Annotated in this window: 18 protein-coding genes and 1 pseudogene; 10 read left to right on the top strand and 9 right to left on the bottom strand. The window is 68.2% G+C overall.

Annotated elements, in window-relative coordinates:
* Nucleotides 1–168 precede the first annotated feature (168 nt).
* On the top strand, nt 169–1,329 hold the full coding sequence (locus tag V1633_RS36490; protein WP_407952133.1) for an IS256 family transposase: 1,161 nt from the start codon (nt 169–171) through the stop codon (nt 1,327–1,329).
* A 1,059-nt stretch (nt 1,330–2,388) separates the two neighbouring features.
* Here the strand turns inward: V1633_RS36490 and V1633_RS36485 are convergent.
* Nucleotides 2,389–3,042 (bottom strand): hypothetical protein, encoded by a 654-nt coding sequence (locus V1633_RS36485; protein WP_331218753.1) that lies wholly within the window; start codon nt 3,040–3,042, stop codon nt 2,389–2,391.
* Between the two features lie 596 nt (nt 3,043–3,638).
* On the opposite strand from V1633_RS36485, the gene V1633_RS36480 reads away from it, so the two are divergent.
* Complete coding sequence (locus V1633_RS36480) at nt 3,639–4,130, top strand: hypothetical protein (protein WP_331218752.1); 492 nt, start codon at nt 3,639–3,641, stop codon at nt 4,128–4,130.
* A gap of 44 nt (nt 4,131–4,174) precedes the next feature.
* Here V1633_RS36480 and V1633_RS36475 read toward each other — a convergent pair whose 3' ends face one another.
* The 3 genes from V1633_RS36475 to V1633_RS36465 all read right to left on the bottom strand — a co-directional run bounded on the left by V1633_RS36475 (nt 4,175) and on the right by V1633_RS36465 (nt 9,278).
* Complete coding sequence (locus V1633_RS36475) at nt 4,175–4,390, bottom strand: hypothetical protein (RefSeq protein WP_331218751.1); 216 nt, start codon at nt 4,388–4,390, stop codon at nt 4,175–4,177.
* A gap of 299 nt (nt 4,391–4,689) precedes the next feature.
* Nucleotides 4,690–8,013: a ThuA domain-containing protein gene (locus V1633_RS36470; protein ID WP_331218750.1), complete on the bottom strand. Its 3,324-nt coding sequence runs from the start codon at nt 8,011–8,013 to the stop codon at nt 4,690–4,692.
* Nucleotides 8,014–8,174: 161 nt separating this feature from the next.
* The gene (locus V1633_RS36465; RefSeq protein ID WP_331218749.1) at nt 8,175–9,278 is read right to left on the bottom strand and encodes a sugar phosphate isomerase/epimerase family protein; all 1,104 of its coding nucleotides are present in this window, start codon (nt 9,276–9,278) and stop codon (nt 8,175–8,177) included.
* 409 nt (nt 9,279–9,687) lie between these two features.
* On the opposite strand from V1633_RS36465, the pseudogene V1633_RS36460 reads away from it, so the two are divergent.
* The 5 genes and pseudogenes from V1633_RS36460 to V1633_RS36440 all read left to right on the top strand — a co-directional run.
* A pseudogene (locus tag V1633_RS36460) lies at nt 9,688–10,798 on the top strand (transposase); the annotation flags it as partial.
* A gap of 7 nt (nt 10,799–10,805) precedes the next feature.
* The gene (locus V1633_RS36455; RefSeq protein WP_331218755.1) at nt 10,806–11,126 is read left to right on the top strand and encodes a hypothetical protein; all 321 of its coding nucleotides are present in this window, start codon (nt 10,806–10,808) and stop codon (nt 11,124–11,126) included.
* 22 nt (nt 11,127–11,148) lie between these two features.
* The gene (locus tag V1633_RS36450; RefSeq protein ID WP_331218748.1) at nt 11,149–11,871 is read left to right on the top strand and encodes an integrase core domain-containing protein; all 723 of its coding nucleotides are present in this window, start codon (nt 11,149–11,151) and stop codon (nt 11,869–11,871) included.
* An 83-nt stretch (nt 11,872–11,954) separates the two neighbouring features.
* The gene (locus tag V1633_RS36445; RefSeq protein ID WP_331218747.1) at nt 11,955–12,224 is read left to right on the top strand and encodes an integrase core domain-containing protein; all 270 of its coding nucleotides are present in this window, start codon (nt 11,955–11,957) and stop codon (nt 12,222–12,224) included.
* A 378-nt stretch (nt 12,225–12,602) separates the two neighbouring features.
* On the top strand, nt 12,603–13,328 hold the full coding sequence (locus V1633_RS36440) for a cutinase family protein (protein ID WP_331218746.1): 726 nt from the start codon (nt 12,603–12,605) through the stop codon (nt 13,326–13,328).
* 109 nt (nt 13,329–13,437) lie between these two features.
* On the opposite strand, the gene V1633_RS36435 is transcribed toward V1633_RS36440, so the two are convergent.
* Nucleotides 13,438–13,590 (bottom strand): hypothetical protein, encoded by a 153-nt coding sequence (locus V1633_RS36435; RefSeq protein WP_331218745.1) that lies wholly within the window; start codon nt 13,588–13,590, stop codon nt 13,438–13,440.
* Between the two features lie 45 nt (nt 13,591–13,635).
* Between V1633_RS36435 and V1633_RS36430 the strand changes: the two genes are divergently transcribed.
* The 3 genes from V1633_RS36430 to V1633_RS36420 are packed head-to-tail and all read left to right on the top strand — an operon-like array spanning nt 13,636 to nt 15,009.
* Nucleotides 13,636–13,920 (top strand): hypothetical protein, encoded by a 285-nt coding sequence (locus tag V1633_RS36430; RefSeq protein ID WP_331218744.1) that lies wholly within the window; start codon nt 13,636–13,638, stop codon nt 13,918–13,920.
* Nucleotides 13,901–14,797, top strand: a complete 897-nt coding sequence (locus tag V1633_RS36425; protein ID WP_331218743.1) for an integrase core domain-containing protein — start codon at nt 13,901–13,903, stop codon at nt 14,795–14,797. The genes V1633_RS36430 and V1633_RS36425 overlap by 20 nt, the downstream gene beginning before the upstream one ends.
* Before the next feature lie 5 nt (nt 14,798–14,802).
* Complete coding sequence (locus V1633_RS36420; RefSeq protein WP_331218742.1) at nt 14,803–15,009, top strand: hypothetical protein; 207 nt, start codon at nt 14,803–14,805, stop codon at nt 15,007–15,009.
* Between the two features lie 64 nt (nt 15,010–15,073).
* Here V1633_RS36420 and V1633_RS36415 read toward each other — a convergent pair whose 3' ends face one another.
* The 4 genes from V1633_RS36415 to V1633_RS36400 all read right to left on the bottom strand — a co-directional run bounded on the left by V1633_RS36415 (nt 15,074) and on the right by V1633_RS36400 (nt 17,886).
* Entirely contained in the window at nt 15,074–15,301 is a 228-nt protein-coding gene (locus V1633_RS36415; protein WP_331218741.1) for a hypothetical protein, read from the bottom strand.
* Between the two features lie 228 nt (nt 15,302–15,529).
* Entirely contained in the window at nt 15,530–16,246 is a 717-nt protein-coding gene (locus V1633_RS36410; protein ID WP_331218740.1) for a helix-turn-helix domain-containing protein, read from the bottom strand.
* Between the two features lie 69 nt (nt 16,247–16,315).
* Nucleotides 16,316–17,353, bottom strand: coding sequence for a hypothetical protein (locus tag V1633_RS36405; RefSeq protein WP_331218739.1), 1,038 nt, complete (start codon nt 17,351–17,353; stop codon nt 16,316–16,318).
* The gene (locus tag V1633_RS36400) at nt 17,353–17,886 is read right to left on the bottom strand and encodes a SigE family RNA polymerase sigma factor (RefSeq protein WP_331218738.1); all 534 of its coding nucleotides are present in this window, start codon (nt 17,884–17,886) and stop codon (nt 17,353–17,355) included. The genes V1633_RS36405 and V1633_RS36400 overlap by 1 nt, the downstream gene beginning before the upstream one ends.
* Nucleotides 17,887–18,175: the final 289 nt, after the last annotated feature.

Here is an 18,175-nt window from a genome sequence, read left to right as displayed (position 1 = left end):
GGGACTGCGTAGATTTCCGTGTTTGACCTGGGTGTGGTCCGTTGGACAGGACGTTGATCCTGTCCAGAAAGGACCACGTCATGGCAGACAAGAAGAACGCTGCTCCACTTCCCCGGCCGACGGCGGCGGAGGTGGAGTTCGCCCAGCAGTTGGTGGAGCGGGGTCTCGTTGGTCGGGCCGGGTGGGCTCCTCGCGGGGATCACCCGGACCGTTCTTGAGTCAGCGCTCGGTGCGGAGTTGGATGCGCACCTCGACGAGGCCGGTGTCGACGAGGCCACCGGCCGGCGGGCCAACATCCGTAACGGGCACGGTGCGAAGACGGTGCAGACCGAGGTCGGCCCGGTGCGGATCCAGGTCCCGCGGGACCGGGCCGGCTCGTTCACCCCGCGGACCGTCCCGAAGCACGCCCGGCGGTTGGACGGGTTCAACGAGGCGATCCTGTCGCTGTACGCGAAAGGGTTGACGACCGGGGAGATCGCCGCGCATCTGGCGGACGTGTACGACGCCGACGTGTCCCGAGAGTTGATCAGCCGGGTCACCGACAGCGTGGTGGACGAGATGGAAGCGTGGCGGCAGCGGCCTCTGGACCGGATCTATCCGGTCGTGTTCATCGACGCACTGGTGATGAAGATTCGGCAGGGGCAGGTCGCGAACCGGCCCGTCTACGTCGTGGTCGGTATCAGTCTCGACAGGGAACGCGACGTCCTCGGCATGTGGGCCGGCACCGGCGGTGAGGGCGCCAAACAATGGGCCGGCTACCTCACCGAGCTGCGTAACCGCGGTGTCGAGGACGTGTTCATGGTCTGCTCCGACGGATTGAAGGGCATGACCGACGCGATCGAGCAGGTGTGGCCGCAGGCGGTGCACCAGCAGTGCGTCGTCCACCTCGTGCGGGCCTCCCTGCGCTATACGAATCGCAAGGACTGGCAGAAGATCACCCCCGTGTTGCGGGACATCTACACCGCCCCCACCGTCGCCGCGGCGGAGGCCCGCTTCGAGGCCTTCGCCGCGCAGTTCGGTGACCAGTACCCCGCCGTGATCCGGCTCTGGCGCACCTCCTGGCCGCAGTTCGTGCCGTTCCTCGACTACGACCACGAGGTCCGCAAAGTCCTCTACACCACCAACATCATCGAGAGCCTCAACGCCCGGTTCCGGCAGGCCGCCCGACGGCGCGGGCACTTCCCGACCGAGCAGGCCGCGATGAAGGTCCTCTACCTCGTCGTCCAGCAGAAACGCCGGGGCGGCGGGAGCATCACCGGCCGGGTCTACGGTTGGGCCAAGGCCCTCAACGCCCTGATCCTCGCCTACGGCGACCGGATCACCATCTAACAACCCCGATCACACCACAGGCCCAAACACGGAAATCGACACACTCCCCCTCAAAAGACCGCGACCTCGGCCGCGTCCCCGCGGCCACCCACCCCTAACTAGCTCCAGTTCTGCAAGGCTGGCGACTCGGTACTGCCGGCGGACACGCAACGGCAGGGGCTGGAGTCATACGTCTCGTTCAGGACCTCGGCCAGCAGCGAGGCAGCAGCGGAAACCCGCGTTGCCACACCTGAGAGAGGAACTTCTTGACCTGACGTCGTCACGCTGACCCCTTCGCTCCTCGTCATGATTGCTGGTCCGGCATTGGAATCGCGCCGTCGTACCAGGCGGCACCGTGGTGCAGTCCTAGCCGTCGGCGAGACCTGATGCTTGGTACCGACAGTGTCCCGACGCGTTGCACGGTACCGCCGACCACCGTCCACGCGAACTCGTCACCGAACTGCATCCCGTTGAGCAGCGGCCGAATCACTCCGCGCAGCGGCGCATCGACCGCCCTCCGCAGCAGTCGCACCTCTCGGCTATCGGGACTCACATCGAGTAGGAAACCCAGCGACGTGGTCCGAGGCCCGCAGAGATTTTGCCGAGTGTGACGGCATGCCCGTCTCGTCACGTGCGCGCTCATGTCACAGACGCCGAGGGCCCGTCAGTCCCCGTACGTTGTTGTGCGCCATGTCGGCAACGCCCGTACCGATGGGACTACGCCAGCCCGTACCCTTGCCACACCGACAGCTAGGCTGCTGTCCGGGAGATCAGCGACCGGAGCTATTACGCCGTGCGTTTCGAGGCGCGGATGGCGGCCTCCAACCGTAGGCCGGTGCCGACGAGAACGAGGAGCCAGGCGCCAGCGTGAATGGACGGTCGGTGCCCGTCTCAAGGGTGATCAGGGCGATGAGCAGTCCAATCACGATTGCCGCGGTGCCGACGTTTCGGAGGGTGATGGTGGTCAACCCGCGGCTGAGTGTGCCAGGGCACCTGACCATGCGTCATCCGAACGCAGTGATCTGCCCCAGTGTGCGGCGTGCTTCGTCTGCCCCCGGCTGCCTTCATCCGAGTTGGGCGTTACCGTGAGTATTCAGCGTGCAGTTCGGCGTACGGCCGGCGTTGGTCAGGGTGCCGGCGCGTTCTGCCCATGCCGATCTCGGCGCAGCAGTGCGTGTCCGGTGTGCGGGCACGATGAGCCGGACACTCCTCGGCCAGGACGCGGACCTGGTCGGCTTCCAACTCGAACGCCTCCCGGCTGCCGGTGAGCACCAACGTGTCGGCGGCTATATCCCACCGAAGATGATCACGGAACTCCCGATGCCACACTCGTCGATGGTCGGCGATCGACCGCGACGGCCACGCGTCACCAGGTAGGACGATCGTGTGCGGCCGGCCGGAGCCCAACCGGGAACGGACCTGCTTCCACCGTGACGGCGGAAACGCGAGACGGTGGTGCAACAGCACCAGGTCGAGCGGACGCCCCCAACCGTGATCGTCGACGAGTTCCGCGCGACGCAGTGGGAGATAGACGATCGTATGCGGCGACCGGGCCGCCAGACCCCATGCCTGGGCGAACATCACCGCCGTTTCCTTGTCGAGGCAGAACTGGGCTCCAAGACGGCCCTCGTAGAGACCGGCGAACCTCGGCGTTCTCGCCGGCCGCACAACCCGGTATTGCTGGCGGCCGAGCTGGACCGAACTGACCAGCACCGGCCACCTGCGTCCGCCCAACCGTTGCACCACTGCGGCAGCACCCCCGTCCTTCGTCGTCCCGCCCTTCCGGCGAGCATTGTCGCCGGACCCGGCACGACATGGCGACGAAGTTCCCGGACGCCTGACCCTGACCGTCCGGCCTGCAGAGGCCGACGGCGACCCACTCTGGCGGCGACTCGACTTCCCAGACCCTTGTCAAGATCAAGCGTGCTCATGTCGATGGAGCACAACCCGGTAGACAGACAAATTGCCGCAAATCGGGCTGGATGCATCGGTTGAAGGAGGACTATCGGAGACGAGCCACGCCCAAGTCGCCGACCTGCCCCGGATTCGCGCCAGCTACGAGGCGACCTACTACCAACGGCTGTTGGATATGACAGCGCTTGTCTTGGGTCCGCCTGACGACTTCGCTTCCTGGCACCCCTCACTGACGGCGCCCTGATCTGCCGCCGACAGGCCCCCCGGTCCGTGCCGGACCTCCACCCTCGCGTGGCGAGCCGCTTCGCGCGCCCGTCGCTACATCACGGCGATCGGATAACCGATGGCGGCAACGTCGTTCCTCAGGTCGACGACGGTCAGTCGAGGATTCACGTTCGGTACCACGGTGTCGGTGAGTGGCCCGCGGGCGAGTCGTCGCGCACGCCCGGCACGGTCGGCTCGACCTCGTTGCCGACGTCGCCGACGCGCTGCCCGGGCGCCTGACGCACCTGTTGAGCCATCCGCTGGTCAATCCGCCTCCGTACCTGATCGAGCAGGCGATCTGCGGCACCCTGCTGCTGGCCATAGCCATGGCGGACCTCGCGCGCGCCCGACGGACCGGTGAATCGGCCCTCGCGCGGTCGGCGGCCTGGATGATCGCGCTGGCCGAGCGGTTCCGGTTCCTGCGCAACTTCCAGCCGACGATGTCCGCGGCGTCGGCCCGCGCGGACGCCGAGCAGGCCGACCGGGCGGCGTACGAGGAGGCGGTGTCGTCCTACGCCGACCTGGACCGGGCCGGGATCCGCGCGGCGGCGCTGGGCCTGCTGCGCGAGCGCCCGACCAATAAGGAGACGACCGCCGACCGCCCGATCACTGAGCCCGGCCGTGCGAGCCGGGCCCGACGATGAAACCCAGGCCCGGCAAACCGCCGGGCCTGGGCCGTCAGGAGTGATCAGCGGGTGCGGTCGCGGTTGTAGAGCCGCTTCGCCCACACGTACCCGACCAGCGAGATCACGGCGCACCAGCCGAGCGCGATCACGACGCTGTTGCCGATCGGCGTGCCGAGAAGCAGGCCGCGCAGCGTCTCCATGATCGGGGTTGCCGCGAGACTGACCGCACGGGCGCTCCCTTGGGACGGCGACGCGGCCGCCGCCGGGCTGCTCGACACGGCGGCCGACCGGCCCACCGACACCCTGTTCTCACTGCCTCCCGGACCCGGCCCGGTGGTGCCGGCCGGCGGCGTCCTCCTCGGGGTACCCGAGGTCCGCACCGCCGTAGAGGAACGGCTCCGCCGCCGGCCGGTTCACCCGAAACACCGGCCGGCGACGGGGCAGCCGGCGCGGCCTGGATCGCCGCCCGGCACGTCACCGGGCACGACGCCCCGGAACTGCACGCCCGACTGCTTGAGACGTGAGGAAGGGCCCCCGCTTATCGTTTCCTGCACAAGCGGGGGCCCTACTAACCGTTCTACTTTGCGGTGAACTCCACCCAGTTCAGGTTGACCAGGCCGGTGGTGGGACCACCGGTGACCGGCTGGAAGACCAGGTGGAGCCGGCGGCCGCCGGCCGGATGGTCGACCGGCAGGCTCTGGCTGGACCAGTCGTTGTTGCCGGTCGTGGCGTTCAACGTGGCGGTGCCGACCAGTGGACCGGTTGGGGAGTCGAGCCGCAGTTCGACCGTCGCCCTCGGGGTGCCCGCGGTCGCGGTCGATCCGCCCGAGACCCGGAACGTGATCGCGCTGGCGTCACCCAGGTTGATCGGGTCGAACGCGATGTAGTCACCCGCGTCGATCCCGATGACGTGCTGGCCGCCACCGGTGTCGCTGGTGTTGGCGACCGTCACGTTCTGCCGCACCTGGGCGAACTCGGCCTGCTGCCGGGGCGTCTGCACAACGACTTGGTTCACCGTGGTCAGCGCTGGCTGCCCGCCACCGCCCAGATCCGTGTACGAGGCACTGATCCCGCCGTACAGGTAGCCGCCCGCGTGGTCGGCGCCGTCGGCCGGGGACTGCAACGTGCCGGTGCAGCCGGTGGTCGAGCCGTGCTCGTGGCCGTGCGTGTCGTGCCCGAGCACGAAGCTGACGGTCACCCGGGAGCAGTCGATGGTGCCGTCCTCCGGGTCGGTGACCGTCACCGTGTACGGGATCTGGTCCCCCCAGTTGAAGAAGGACCCGGCGACCGGGCTGGTCACCGTGACCGTCGGCGCGGTGTTGCCGACCGTGATGACCCGGGTCAGTACCCCGGTGTTGCCGCTGGAATCGGTGACCGTCAACCGTGCGGTGTAGGTCCCGTTCGCGGTGTACGTGTACGACGTGCTCGGGTCGGCCGAGTCGACCGTACCGTCGCTGGTGAAGTCCCAGGCGTACGAGATGGACTCGCCCGGGTCCGGGTCGTGCGAGCCGAGAGCCGAGAAGTTCACCGCCAACGGCGCCTGTCCGGAGGTTGGGCTGGCGTTCATCACCGCGACCGGCGACCGCTTTCCCTTGACGTAGCGGATCACCGAGAGTTGGGCGTCCGGGTTGGCCGTGAAGAAGCCGTCGCCGTACTCCAGCAGGTAGAGGCTGCCGTCCGGGCCGAACTCCATCTCCATCGGGTTGTCGAAGACGAATCCGGGCAGCAACTGCTCGACCCCGACCAGGCCGCCGCTGCCGTTGGTCCGCATCATGAAGATCTTGTCCCGGGTGAACTCACCGAACACCACGGCGTTGTGGTAGTACTCCGGGAACTTCGTCTCCGAGGTCGATGCCGGGTTGTAGGAGTAGATCGGGCCGCCGTGCGGGCCGACCCCGCCGGTGCCGATCACAGGCCACTTGAAGTCGCAGCTGGTCGGCGGTGACTCCAGGTACGACCCGGGGCACGGGGTACGGGCCTCGTAGGTGTACCAGAATTGCGGTTGCTGCACCGCCGGCAGCACCGTCAGACCTGTGTTCCGGGGCGAGTCGTTGACCGGGGCACCGCAGTTGAACGGCTCGCCGGAGGTGCGGGTGGCGAAGTCGTAGTCGACGTACGGCAACGCCGGCGAGTAGCAGTAGGGCCAGCCGTAGTTGCCAGCCTTGGTGGTCGAGAACCAGCGCCCGGTGCCCTCCGGTCCGCGCGCCGGGTTCGAGGTACGGCTGTCCGGGGAGTAGTCGCCGACGTAGACCCGACCGGAGGCGTCGACGTCGTACCGGAACGGGTTGCGCAGCCCCATCAGGAAGATCTCCGGACGGGTCTTGTCGTCGTGGTCCTGCGCCTCCGGGAAGAGATTCCCGGCCGGGACCGTGTACGTCCCGTTCGGCTTCACCCTGATCCTCAGCAGCTTGCCGCGCAGGTCGTTGGTGTTGCCCGAGGAGCGCTGCGCGTCGTAGCCCGGCCCCTGGGTCGGGGACTCGTTGATCGGGGTGAAGCCGTCCGAGCCGCCCGCGTTCGTGTCGTCACCGGTGATCAGGAAGAGGTTGCCCTTGCCGTCGAACTTGACCTTGCCGGCGACGTGGCAGCAGATGCCGCGGTCCACGTCGACCCGCAGAATCTGCTGCTCGGTGCTCATGTCCAGGTGCGGGGTCGGGGTCTGCACGAACTTGACCCGGGAGAGCTGGTTGTAGCCCTTGAACTTGTCCCAGACCGTCGGGTCGGTACTAATGGCCGGGGCGTCCCCCTCGTTGACGCCGGGTGTCGCCGGGTTGTCGACCGGGGTGTTCAGTGGCGGGGAGTAGAAGAGGTAGACCCACTGGTTGGTGGCGAAGTCGGGGTCGATCGCCACGGTCTGCAGACCGTCCTCGTCGTGGCTGTAGACCGGGATCGTCGCGATCACCGGGCTGGCCCCGCTGGCCGGGTCGTAGAGCCGGATCTGCCCGTTGCGGGTGTTGTGCAGCACCCGGTTGTCCGGCAGTACGGCCAGCGACATCGGCTCGCCCGGCTCGTCGTTGAGGGTGACCTTCTCGTAGTTGCCGGTCACCGTTGCCCCGCAGTCGCCCTCGACCACGCCGGCCGCCCACTGGATGCCGCCGAGCAGATGCTTGGTGAAGGCGCCCGTCCGGTAGGTCTCGGTGGAGTGGCCGAGCCCTGTGTACCACGAGCGTCCGCCCTGGTAGTCCTTGCACCAGGCGATCGGGTGGTCGAAGCCCATCCCGCCGCCGGCGAAGCTCCGCTCGTCGGCAGTGGCCAACACGTGCGCGTTGCCCCGGACGTTGGCGGAGAAGTTGTACCACTCCTCGGTCAGGGTCAGCGTGCGCGGCACCGTCTCGGTCGACGGATGCGCCCGGTCGGCGACGTCGATGTTGCCCGGTTCGACCGGGGAGACGCTTGTCGCCTTCGCGCCGAGCAGGCTCTGGTAGAACGGCCAGTCCGGCTCGGTCTCGGCCGCCGCGTGCACCCCGGCGTACCCGCCGCCGGCCTTGACGTACCGCTCGAACGCGGTTTCCTGGGCGGCGTTCAAGATGTTTCCGGTGGTGTTGAGAAAGATCACCGCGCGGTAGCGGACCAGGTTCGGTTCGGTGAACGTGCCGGAGTCCTGGGTGACAGTGACGGTGAAGCCATTCGCCCTGCCGAGATCGCGGATTGCCCGCACACCGTCCTGGATGGACGCGCGGCGGGCGCCGGCCGTCTTGGTGAAAACCAGGACGCCGTAGTCGCGGGGCGCCCGGGCGTCGGACCGGAGCGTGACCGGGCCGTTCTCCCGGGCCACGAGGGTCTCGGCCGGGCCGGAGGGCGGGCCGGGATCGGGTACGGCGGCGGCCGGGGCGGCGGCCGCCAAGGAAATGATCGTTACGGTTGCCGCCAGAACGGTCAGCCAGCGGCGCTGGATCGCATGCATCGGTTTCCTCCGTCATGGCACACAGTCGTGCGGGCAGGAACACGCTCGTGCCCGGCGCGGTGCCACGTCCGCCGGGGCTGCCCAGGGGGTGCGGTCGATAGTTCGCGGGAGGTGCATCGGGAGGGGACGGGGCGCGCGCCGCCGCGCCCCGTCCGGACGGGTCAGCGACGGTAAATGGTCAGCTCCGACATGTTGGTGTAGCTCAGCGCGGCGAAGTCCAGCGACTGGCCGGGGTTGGTGACGCCGCCCGGGGCCGTGTCCTGCTCCCAGTTGGCGTGCCGGAAGTCCGCGTCGCCGATGGTCTCGAAGAACTGCTGGAAGTTGATGTCACCCTCGCCCAGCGGGACCATCTCGTAGCCGTTGGCCAAGGCGCTGTTCCGGTTGCCGTCCTTGGCGTGGAACAGCGGGAAGCGCTTGCTCTGCGACACCACGTTGAGGATCGGGTCGAACAGGTCGGTCCGCTCCCTGCCGTACCGGTCGATGTACTTCCGGTGCTTGAACCGGGCAACGTAGGCCCAGTAGATGTCCAACTCGAAGAAGACGTACCTCGGGTCGGTCTTTCCGAAAAAGTACTCCAGCCGGCGGATGCCGGAGGAGCGGGTCGGCTTGCCGTTCACGTCCAGCGGCCCCGCGTCGAGCAGGAACGAGTACGCCGTGTCGTGGTTGTGCGTGTAGAGCCGCAGTCCACGCCGCCGGGCCTGCCGACCGAGCTCGTTCCAGACGTCCGCCGCCGTGTCCCAGTCCGCGGTGTACGCCGAGTTCGTCGGGTCGCTGCCGGTGCCGATGTTCTTCATCCCGAGGGTCTCGGCGATGTCCATCTGCTGCTCGAAGGTGGCCGGGTTGATTGAGGCGTGCGCGCCGTTGGCCGCCAGACCGTTGTCGTCGAGGATTTTCCGAATCTCGGCCGGGGTGATCTGCCGACCGAGGATCTCGGTGCTCTGGGTGTAGCCGGCGAACTCCACCTCCTGGTAGCCGAGTTCGGCGATCCGGGCGAGCACCCGCTCGAAGCCGTACGGCACACCGCTGTCGTCGGGGGCGGCGGAAATCCGGTCCCGGACACTGTAGAGAATGATCCCACGGTTCCGCTCCGGGATCAGCGGCTCGGCCCGCAGCTGCCCGTGCGCGATCGCCGGCTTGTCCGTCCCCACCACGTTGGCGCCGACCGCGCCGAGCGCGGCCGCCGCTCCCGCCGACGCGGCGAGGATGCTCCGCCGGGTCAGTAGTCGCCGGGCCGCTGGATCCATCGGCCGGTTTGTCCTGGTCATGTTCCGTGCCTTCCCGGGCGGCCGTGGCCGCCCCGATTCCGAGCGGCGGAGGCCACCCCAGTGTTGCTTCGGTTCGAAGCCTGCTCTCGGTGCGCACGACGGACCGGCTAACGCCACCATTGCGTTGCCGAACGGTCCTTCTAGGGCGCGAAACAACCTGACGGGAGCGCCGACGTGCCACCCGCCGCGCACGGAGAGGGGCGTTCCGGCTGTGGCGGCCAAGACGCCTTCGTAAACCCCGCCGGGTCGGTGCCCTAACGGAATATGACAATCAGCGTTCGTAGCTGTAACGGATAGACACACGCTAGAGGCTGCGTCCCGAGAAGAAAAGAGAAAAGCGCAGCAACTTTGGTCCGCGCTTGCAAAAGTTGGCCGCAACCCGCGGAAAGTTGCTCTCGCTCCCGACACTCTGGATCGTCGGCAGCCACCCACCACCGCTACTCGCCCACCGGCACGTAGTGGTCTGCCCCGACCTGTCGTGGTGACCGGCGACGGGCGGGGCGTGGTCGGTCACGCGGGTGCCCGGCTGCTCGCCGATCTCGCCGACGCGACCGGGCTGACCGGCGCGTTCAGTCAGGCCCTCACCGGTCTGCGGCACCAGCGGGGTGGCCACGATCCAGGCCGGATCGCCGTGGATCTGGCGGCGATGCTGGCCGACGGCGGCGAAGCGATTGCCGATCTCGCGGTGCTGCGGGATCAGGCCGGCCTGTCCGGGCTGGTCCCCTCTGATTCGACGGCGTGGCGGCTGCTGTCGCACCTGGACGAGTCCCTGCTGACCGGGTTGCGTGCGGCACGGGCTCAGGCGCGCGAGCTGGCCTGGGCCCAGCACGCCGAGGTTCACGACCACGCTTCTTCCGCAGGTCAGCTTGGCCGGCCAGCAGGTGGCGGGCCTGGTGCCGGACCTGGACGCCTCGATCGTTGCCTGCCACTCGGAGAAGGGAGCCGCGACCCGCACGTGGAGGAAGACGTTCGGGTATTCCCCGTTCTTCTGCCCCCTGGACAACACCGGCGGAGCGCTGTCCGGCCTGCTGCGCGAGGGCCGGGCCGGATCGAACGCCACCGCCGACCACATCACCGCGCTCGACCGGGCCTGACCCAGATTCCCGACGAGTATCGGCACGACACGCCGGTCCTGATCCGCTGCGACTCCGCCGGCTCCAGCCACGGCTTTCTCGCCCACCTACGCGGCCAGCACCTCGACGTCCGGTTCAGCGTCGGTGCCGCGATCACCGAAAACGTCCGTGAAGCGATCCGCGCCGCCACCGGCTGGGTTCCCGCCCTCGATACCAACGGCGACCCGTGGAGCACGCCGAGATCTGCGAGATCACCGGCCTGCTCGACGCCACCGGCTGGCCCGACGACGGAACCCGGTTCATCGTTCGCCGCGAACGCCCCACCCCGGCGCCCAACTATCGCTGCTCGACACCATCGAAGGCTGGCGCCACCAACTGATCGCTTGTACGGCGCCAATACCAATCGCACCTGCTGTGAGCTGGGGATTCGCGAGTTTGAGGCACCGTCGTGGTCATGGTGTTCCCACTGATCTATCTGGTCACGGTTCGCATGTTCGACGCGCTGCTGCGCACGGCCCGGGCCGACAAGGTCATGCTCGCGGAACTGCTGGCATTGCGCCATGAGGTCGCGGTTCTGCGCCGTCAGGTCCGTGGCCGGCCGCGGCTGTCCTGGCCGGACCGGGTGATCCTGTCCACGCTGTCCCGCCGCCTGCCTCGCGCGGTCCCGCGCCTATCGGATCGTGACCCCGGCGACCCTGCTGGCCTGGCACCGACGGCTGGTCCAACGCCGCTGGGCCTACCCCCACCGCGGTGGACGACCACCGATCAGCGATGAGATCCGTCAACTCATCCGCCGGATGGCACGTGACAACCCCCGCTGGGGCCACACGAGAATCCAAGGCGAGCTGCTCGGACTGGGGCACCGCGTCGGCCTCGGCACCATCCGCCGAATCCTGACCCAAGGCCGCCTCGGCCCCGCACCCCGCGACACCGACACCTCCTGGCGGACATTCCTACGCGCCCAGGCCACCGGCCTGCTGGCCGCCGACTTCTTCCACGTCGACACCGTGTGGCTACGCCGCCTGTACGTGCTGGTCGTCATGGAGATCGCCACCCGGCGGATCCACCTGCTCGGCGTGACCGATCACCCGACCCAGGCGTGGGTGACCCAGCAGGCCCGCAACCTGTTCATGAACCTCGGCGAGCGGGCCAGCGACTTCCGGTTCATGATCCGCGACCGAGACACCAAGTACGCCGCATCGTTCGACGCCGTCCTCGCCGACGAGGGCGTACAGGTGGTGAAGACACCACCGCGCACGCCGAGGGCGAACTGTTTCGTGGAGCGTTGGGGGCGCAGCATGCGCGAGGAGTGCACTGACCACGTCTTGGTCCACGGCCAGCGGCACGCCACGATAATGCTGACCGGGTACGTCCGACACTTCGATCACCACCGCCCTCACCAAGGCCGAGGGCAGGTACCGCCCAACCGTGAGCCGGGCATCGTGATGCCGATCGACGGCGTTGTCCGACGCCGACGACGGCTCGGCGGGGTCATCAACGAGTACCACCGCGCTGCGTGATGGATCTACGGACTCGCAGGTCAGCAACCGGAACTGAGTTTTGGCACCCTACAGGTGCACACACAGGCGTCCGGATACCCCGGATGAACGCGATCATGGAACGCTGGATACGGACCTGCCGACGTGAACTCCTCGACCGGACACTGATCTTCAACCAGCGACATCTACTACACGCGCTCCGCGAGTACGAGGTCTTCTACAACGAACACAGGCCTCATCAGGGCGTCGCCAACGCCCGACCACTCGCCCCGTTACCCGAACCGATCACCGCCCCGGACCGGATCGCCCGCCTGAACATCCACCGACGTGACCGCCTCGACGGCATCATCCACGAGTACGAACATGCCGTCTGACCTGCCTGGATGACATTTTCGGCAGGTACAGGGATAGCCCAGGCGCCAGACGATCGCACTCCTGGCTGTCCGCCATCCGTCCCGATGCCAGTGACAGAGCGTGTCGTCGCCACGACCATTCTGTCAGGAAGGCGACCACGGTCGTGCACCCCGACCAGGGTGGTTGCCGTGAACTCCGGTCCGGGAGTCGCTGGTCGACGTCGACGTCCGATGGGACTCCGGCCAGCGGCAAGGCACACAAAACGCCCGCCGGATGGCAGACGACCAGCGCGGATTGTGAGAAGGGCCATCGACAGGGTCCGCCCTTCACCCGGGCCTCTATCGTTCCTGCTTCCGAACCCTTACCCTCGTTGACCTGGGAAAAGGAGCTGAGAGAGCATGAACGGAAGCAGAACCCGAACACGCCGCCGGCGGCTGCTGGCCCTCGTGGTCGCCGGCGCGGCCACGGTGGCCGGACTGGCGGTCGCGTCGCCGACCTACGCCGCCGAGACGCCCGACAACACCTGCCCCCAAGTCGAGGTCATCGGCGCCCGGGGCAGCCTCCAACCTCCCGGCCTCGGCATAATCCTCACGCCGCTGGCCCAGCAGATCACGCAGCAGTTGCCGCAGACCGCCCATACCACCGCACTGAACTACCCGGCAACGTTGTACAACTACGTCGGCAGCGTCCGGCAGGGCGTCGCCGAAGTCCAGCGGGTCGTGGCAGCCACCGCCGCGCAGTGCGCCGACACCCGCTTCGTCCTGATGGGCTACTCGCAGGGCGCCCAGGTGATGGGCGATGCGCTGGCCGGAGGCGGTTTCGGTGGCGGTTCGGCACTCACCGCCGACCTCGCCTCCCGGATCTCCTCCGTGCTGCTCTTCGGTGACCCGACGTTCACCGCCGGTGAGTCGTTCAACGTCACCGATGGCCAGGCCTCCGGCATCTTCCCCCGCGGAGCGGGCCAGCTGAACGCACTCGCCGACCGGACCCAGTCCTACTGCAACGTCGACGACCGGTTCTGCCAGAACGGGACCAGCCTCGCCGCGCACCTGGACTATCGGAGCTACCTCGGCCAGGCCACCGAGTTCGCCACCGACCGGGCGGGCGCCGACTTCGGCGGCTGACCCTGCTGATGCTCCCGGTCTGGATGATGATCCACCGCCGGTACGTCGAGGTGGCCTCACCACATCCGGGTGGGACCACCGCGGCGCCCCGATCGCCGGCAACAATGGATCAAGTGAAGAAGTAGAGCTGGGTCAGCGGGAGGTGCCGGACCGGCGGCACGGTGGCGTGTACGTCGTCGACGGTGACCGCGAAGCTCTCCGGGTCCACCTCGATCCGGGGCAGCACGTCGTTGCGGGTGTACCGCGCCAGAACTCGCCGCACATGCTGTGATCTGGGATTTCTCGGCTCGGGTTGATGATCGTAGGCATGGTCGTACGGTTGCTGTACCTCGGAATGATCCACCTGTTCACCGGATTGGGGCTACTGATCCGGGGCGACAGAGCGCTGCTGGTCGAGGTTCTCGCGCTACGGCACGAGGTGGCGGTACTGCGCCGCCAGGTTCCGGTCCGGCCGCGGATGTCCTGGCCGGACCGGGCGATCCTGTCCGCCCTCGCCCACCTGCTGCCCCGCCGACTACGGGCACACCGGATCGTCAACCCGGCCACCGGTCAGCGACGACATCCGGGACCTGGTGCTGCGGCTGGCCCGTGACAACCCACGCTGGGGCCACCGCCGGATCCAGGGCGAACTACAGCGGCTCGGCCACCCCATCGGGGCCGGCACGATCCGACGAATCCTGGCCCACCGGCGTACCGGTCCACCGCCCCGCCAGCAGGACACCAGCTGGCGGACCTTCCTACGCAACCAGGCGGCTGTCCTGCTGGCCATCGACTTCTTCCACCTCGACACGATCCTGCTCCGACGCCTCTACGCGCTGGCCGTCATGGAGGTGGCCACTCGACGGGTCCACCTCCTAGGCATCACCACTCACCCCACCAGGCAATGGGTGACCCAGCAAGCGCGAAACCTCCTCATGGACCTGGACGAGCACGCCAACCCATTCCGGTTTCTCATCCGCGACCGCGACGCCAAGTACCCCACCGCCTTCGACGCGGTGTTCGCCACCGAAGGCATCACGGTGATCAAGACCCCGCCCCGCACCCCGAGGGCGAACTGCTTCATCGGACGCTGGGGCCGCAGCCTCCGCCAGGAGTGCACCGACCACATGCTGCTCTACAACGAACGGCACGCACGGACCGTGATCGACGAGTACGTCGACCACTTCAACAACCACCGACCACACCAAGGGCGACAGCAGCGCTCACCCAACCACGACCCGACCGTCATCATCCCCACGGACAAGCCCGTACGGCGCCGACAACGACTCGGCGGAGTGATCAACGAGTACCACCGAGCAGCCTGGACCGATCTTAAAAACACCAGGTCACAGCCGTTGAACGAGTTTTGGCACCGTACACGCCGCTGGATGGCCAAAAGGCGGGAGTCCCACCGGAGCAAACTCTCGACATGCTGCGGGCCGAGTACGCGCAGACGATCCTCGACGACGCCAGACGCGACCCTGCCTTGAACGCTGTGCTCGACGATGAGGTGGGCTACCTCGTCGGGGTGCTGACCAAGCACAACAGCAGGCCACCCACGGTTGACGACGTAACGCGGTTCGCCAACAGCTGGCTAGACCAGATGAGTGACCCTGACCGGCTACGGAAGCGACACATGTACGGCAGCTACTCGACGGAGATGCTGGTGTTGGCGGCGTGCCGGACAGCGGAGAGGCTGTAGCGAGCGGCACCGAGACGACGGAGCTCTGCCCCCGATGAGGTGCCGGGCTCTCGCGTGTCAGGGCTCAGTCGGGCTCGTCCCCGGCTTTTTTACGCAGGAATTCCTGCACCCGGCTTGGCCAGGTGAACGCTGATCCGAGGGTCCATCCGGTCAATGTAGCGAGTGGCGGTTGACCGGTCGCATAGAGCCGGGTCGCGACCTCGCTTGGCAGCGACGACGTGTTGCGGTGTTCGAGGAACAGGGCTTGGTCGGCGGGCGCGAGCGCGTCCCACCATGGGGTCGGATCCTTCATGTGATCAACGCTATCCACGAAAGATCGACGGCCGCCAGCCGCAACTAGGCTTCCTCGGCCCCACTCTCGCGGCGGTGGACGACGTAGTTCCGGCCGACGTGTGCCGTTCGAGAACTCGGTTTCGGCTAGGCGGCCTGCTCATACTCGTTGATCAACCTGTGGACCACCTTCCTGCGCCGTACTCGGACGGCACTCAGATCGGTCACCGGCGCTGGGGCCGTGTCTCGGTCAGGTGGACGTTGTCCGCGGCCCTGATGCGGCCGATGCCCGTAGTAGTACGTGAGGTAGGCGCCGAGCACGGCGAGCAGGTGTCGGGTGTTGTAGATCAGGATCCGGTCCAGGCATTCCCGCCGGAGCGGTGTCGAACCCGGCGGTGTACTTGGCGTCTCGGTCCCGGATAAGGAACCGGAACCGATCGGCCCGCTCGCCCAGGTCCAGCATGAGGTTGCGGGCCTGCTGCGCCACCCATTCACCGGTCGGGTTGGTCGTGGCTCCCAGCAGGTGTACCCGCCGGTTAGCGGTCTCCATGAGAAACAGGACGTAGACGCGGGTCAGACCGATGGTATCGACGTGCAGGAAGTCGCAGGACAGGACGCCTTTGGCCTGCGCGGTGAGGAACTCGGTCCAGGTCGGTCCCGCCCGCCGTGGTGCCGGACCTACACTGGCCTTGGTCAGGATCGCCCAGACCGTGCTGGCCGCAAGCCGGTAGCCCAGGTTGGCCAACTCGCCCTGAATGCGCCGGCATCCCCAGGCGGGGTTGTCCCGGGCCAGCCGCAGCACCAACTGGCGCACCTCCGCCGTGACCGGTGGGCGACCCCGCCGCCGTCTCGGGTAGGTCCACCGCCGCGCGATCAGGCTGCGGTGCCAGCGTAACAACGTGGCCGGAGTGACGAAGAACGCCGACCACCGCGCCCGCGGCAGCAGCCTCGACAGGCCGGCCAGCACCGCCCGGTCGGCCGGTTGGCCGGCACCCGGTGGGCGATCGAGGAGGCCTGACTCGCCCTTCGCGGCTTCTTACCGGCCGGGGAGCGCGGTGTCGATGTCGTACCAGGTGGCCGGATCGCCCCAGACCGCGAAGCTCATGCCGGCAACGACCTTCGCTATTTCGGCGCGCGGCACGGTCCCGCTGCCGACGTCGACGGTGAACTCGCCGAAGTCGACCGCGCACCGGTAGCCGTCGACGAGGTCGGTGCACTGTGCGGGGCGGCCGGCCATGGCGAGGTCGGCGCGCCAGCCGGTCCGCTTGCTCGGGGACCCGTCCAGGATGGCGATGTCCATGACACCCGCGTTTCCGCCCCGTGCCTGGAACTGCACGACGGTTCGGGCGGTGGGCGTGCCTTGCGCGACGTGGAACGGCGTGAACCCGGCGGGCAGGTAGCTGAGCCGGTAGGGCACCTTTGCCGGGTACGGCGTGGTGAACTGAACGGCTTGGGCCAGGCTAATCAAGGTCTGCTTGGGCATTGCCGATCCCGATGTGTTGATGACTGCCCAACCACCGGGCGCGTGTTCCCAGCGGATGGCGCTGTGGGCGTCCTGGACGGAGTACCAGGCCGGTGCCCCGTTCACCTGTACCCGCACCGGATCCCTGCTGAGGTCCCAGCCGGCACGGTGCTCTGTTCCCGGCCGGTACACGTACAGCTCGGCCCGGGTTTGTGTCTGGCCGGCCACGCGGATGGTGGCGATCTGCAGGTCGGGGTTGACCGCCGTCGGTTGGATCTCGAAGCCGGCGGTCGAGCTGGGACGGATCGTGAACGCGAAGGGTGGCCGGGGACGAGCCGGGGCCTGCCCGGCGGGCTGCGACGAGGCGGTGCTCGCGGCGGGCGCGGCCACGTCCGGGATCGTGGTGCCCTGGCCCGTGGGCCCTGACCCCAGGCGGGCCGCCACCGGCACAGCGGCCGCCACGACAATGGCGGCCGCCGCCGCTGCACCGGCGGTCCGTCGCCGGCGGCGCCGGGCCACGGCCTCCCGCGTCCCCTCCAGCACTTGACGCTGGTCCGGCGCGAGGTCCTCCCGGGCGGCGAACAGCGCTCGCAGGTCTTCTTCGGTACGCATCATTGATCCTTCCTAGCCAGGGCGGGTGTGTGGCGACGCAGATCGACCGGGTCCAGTTCGACGCGCAGGGTGGCCAGCGCCCGTGAGGCGTAAGCGCGCACGGTGCTCGACCGGCAACCCAGGACGTCCGCGATCTCGCTGTCGGACATCCCTTCGTAGAAGCGAAGGACGAGCACCGCCTGCTGGCGACGCGGCAGACGAGCCAGTTCGGACAGCAGCGCGTCGCGCTCCGCGTGGACGGCGGCAGTGTCCGGCTGCGCGGCCACCGACACCGGACGGTGTTCCTCCGTGAAGCGGCCGATGGGCACCAAACGGGTCCATCGCCCTCGCCGCCACGACAGGAACTCGTTCGTGATCATCCGACGTACGTATGCGTCCGGTATGTCCAGCCGTGCAATGCGGTGCCAGCGCCCGTGCACGCGCGCCAGCACCTCCTGCACGATGTCCTGGGCAAGGTCACGATCCCCGGTGAGCACAGCGGCGTACCTCAGCAACGCGGGCGACCGCAACGCGACGTACTCCTCGAAGCTCATCCCACCTCCCGTCCTGTCCGTCGTTCGCCAACGATCTCCACTCATATACACGCCGCCCGGGCCCGATCTGCTGTGCCCGACTTCGCGCGATCCGCAGCGCCGCTGTCTGCCAGCGATCGTTGGCGGACAGGACCATGCCGCCGGCGGACATCGACGCCGTGACGCCGCGCAACGCGGCAGGCCGTCGGTCCGGGGGTGGCACCCGCGCTGATCGCGACGCTCAACTTCTGACCGGTGAGCCCGTCCCGGTCCAGAACGTGGTCACGGGTGTTGACCTGCATGAGCGGTG

Source organism: Plantactinospora sonchi (assembly GCF_036422035.1).
Taxonomy (GTDB): Bacteria; Actinomycetota; Actinomycetes; order Mycobacteriales; family Micromonosporaceae; genus Plantactinospora; species Plantactinospora sonchi.
The sequence above is the reverse complement of the archived record's forward strand: the minus strand, read 5'-3'. Positions and strand labels throughout refer to the sequence as shown.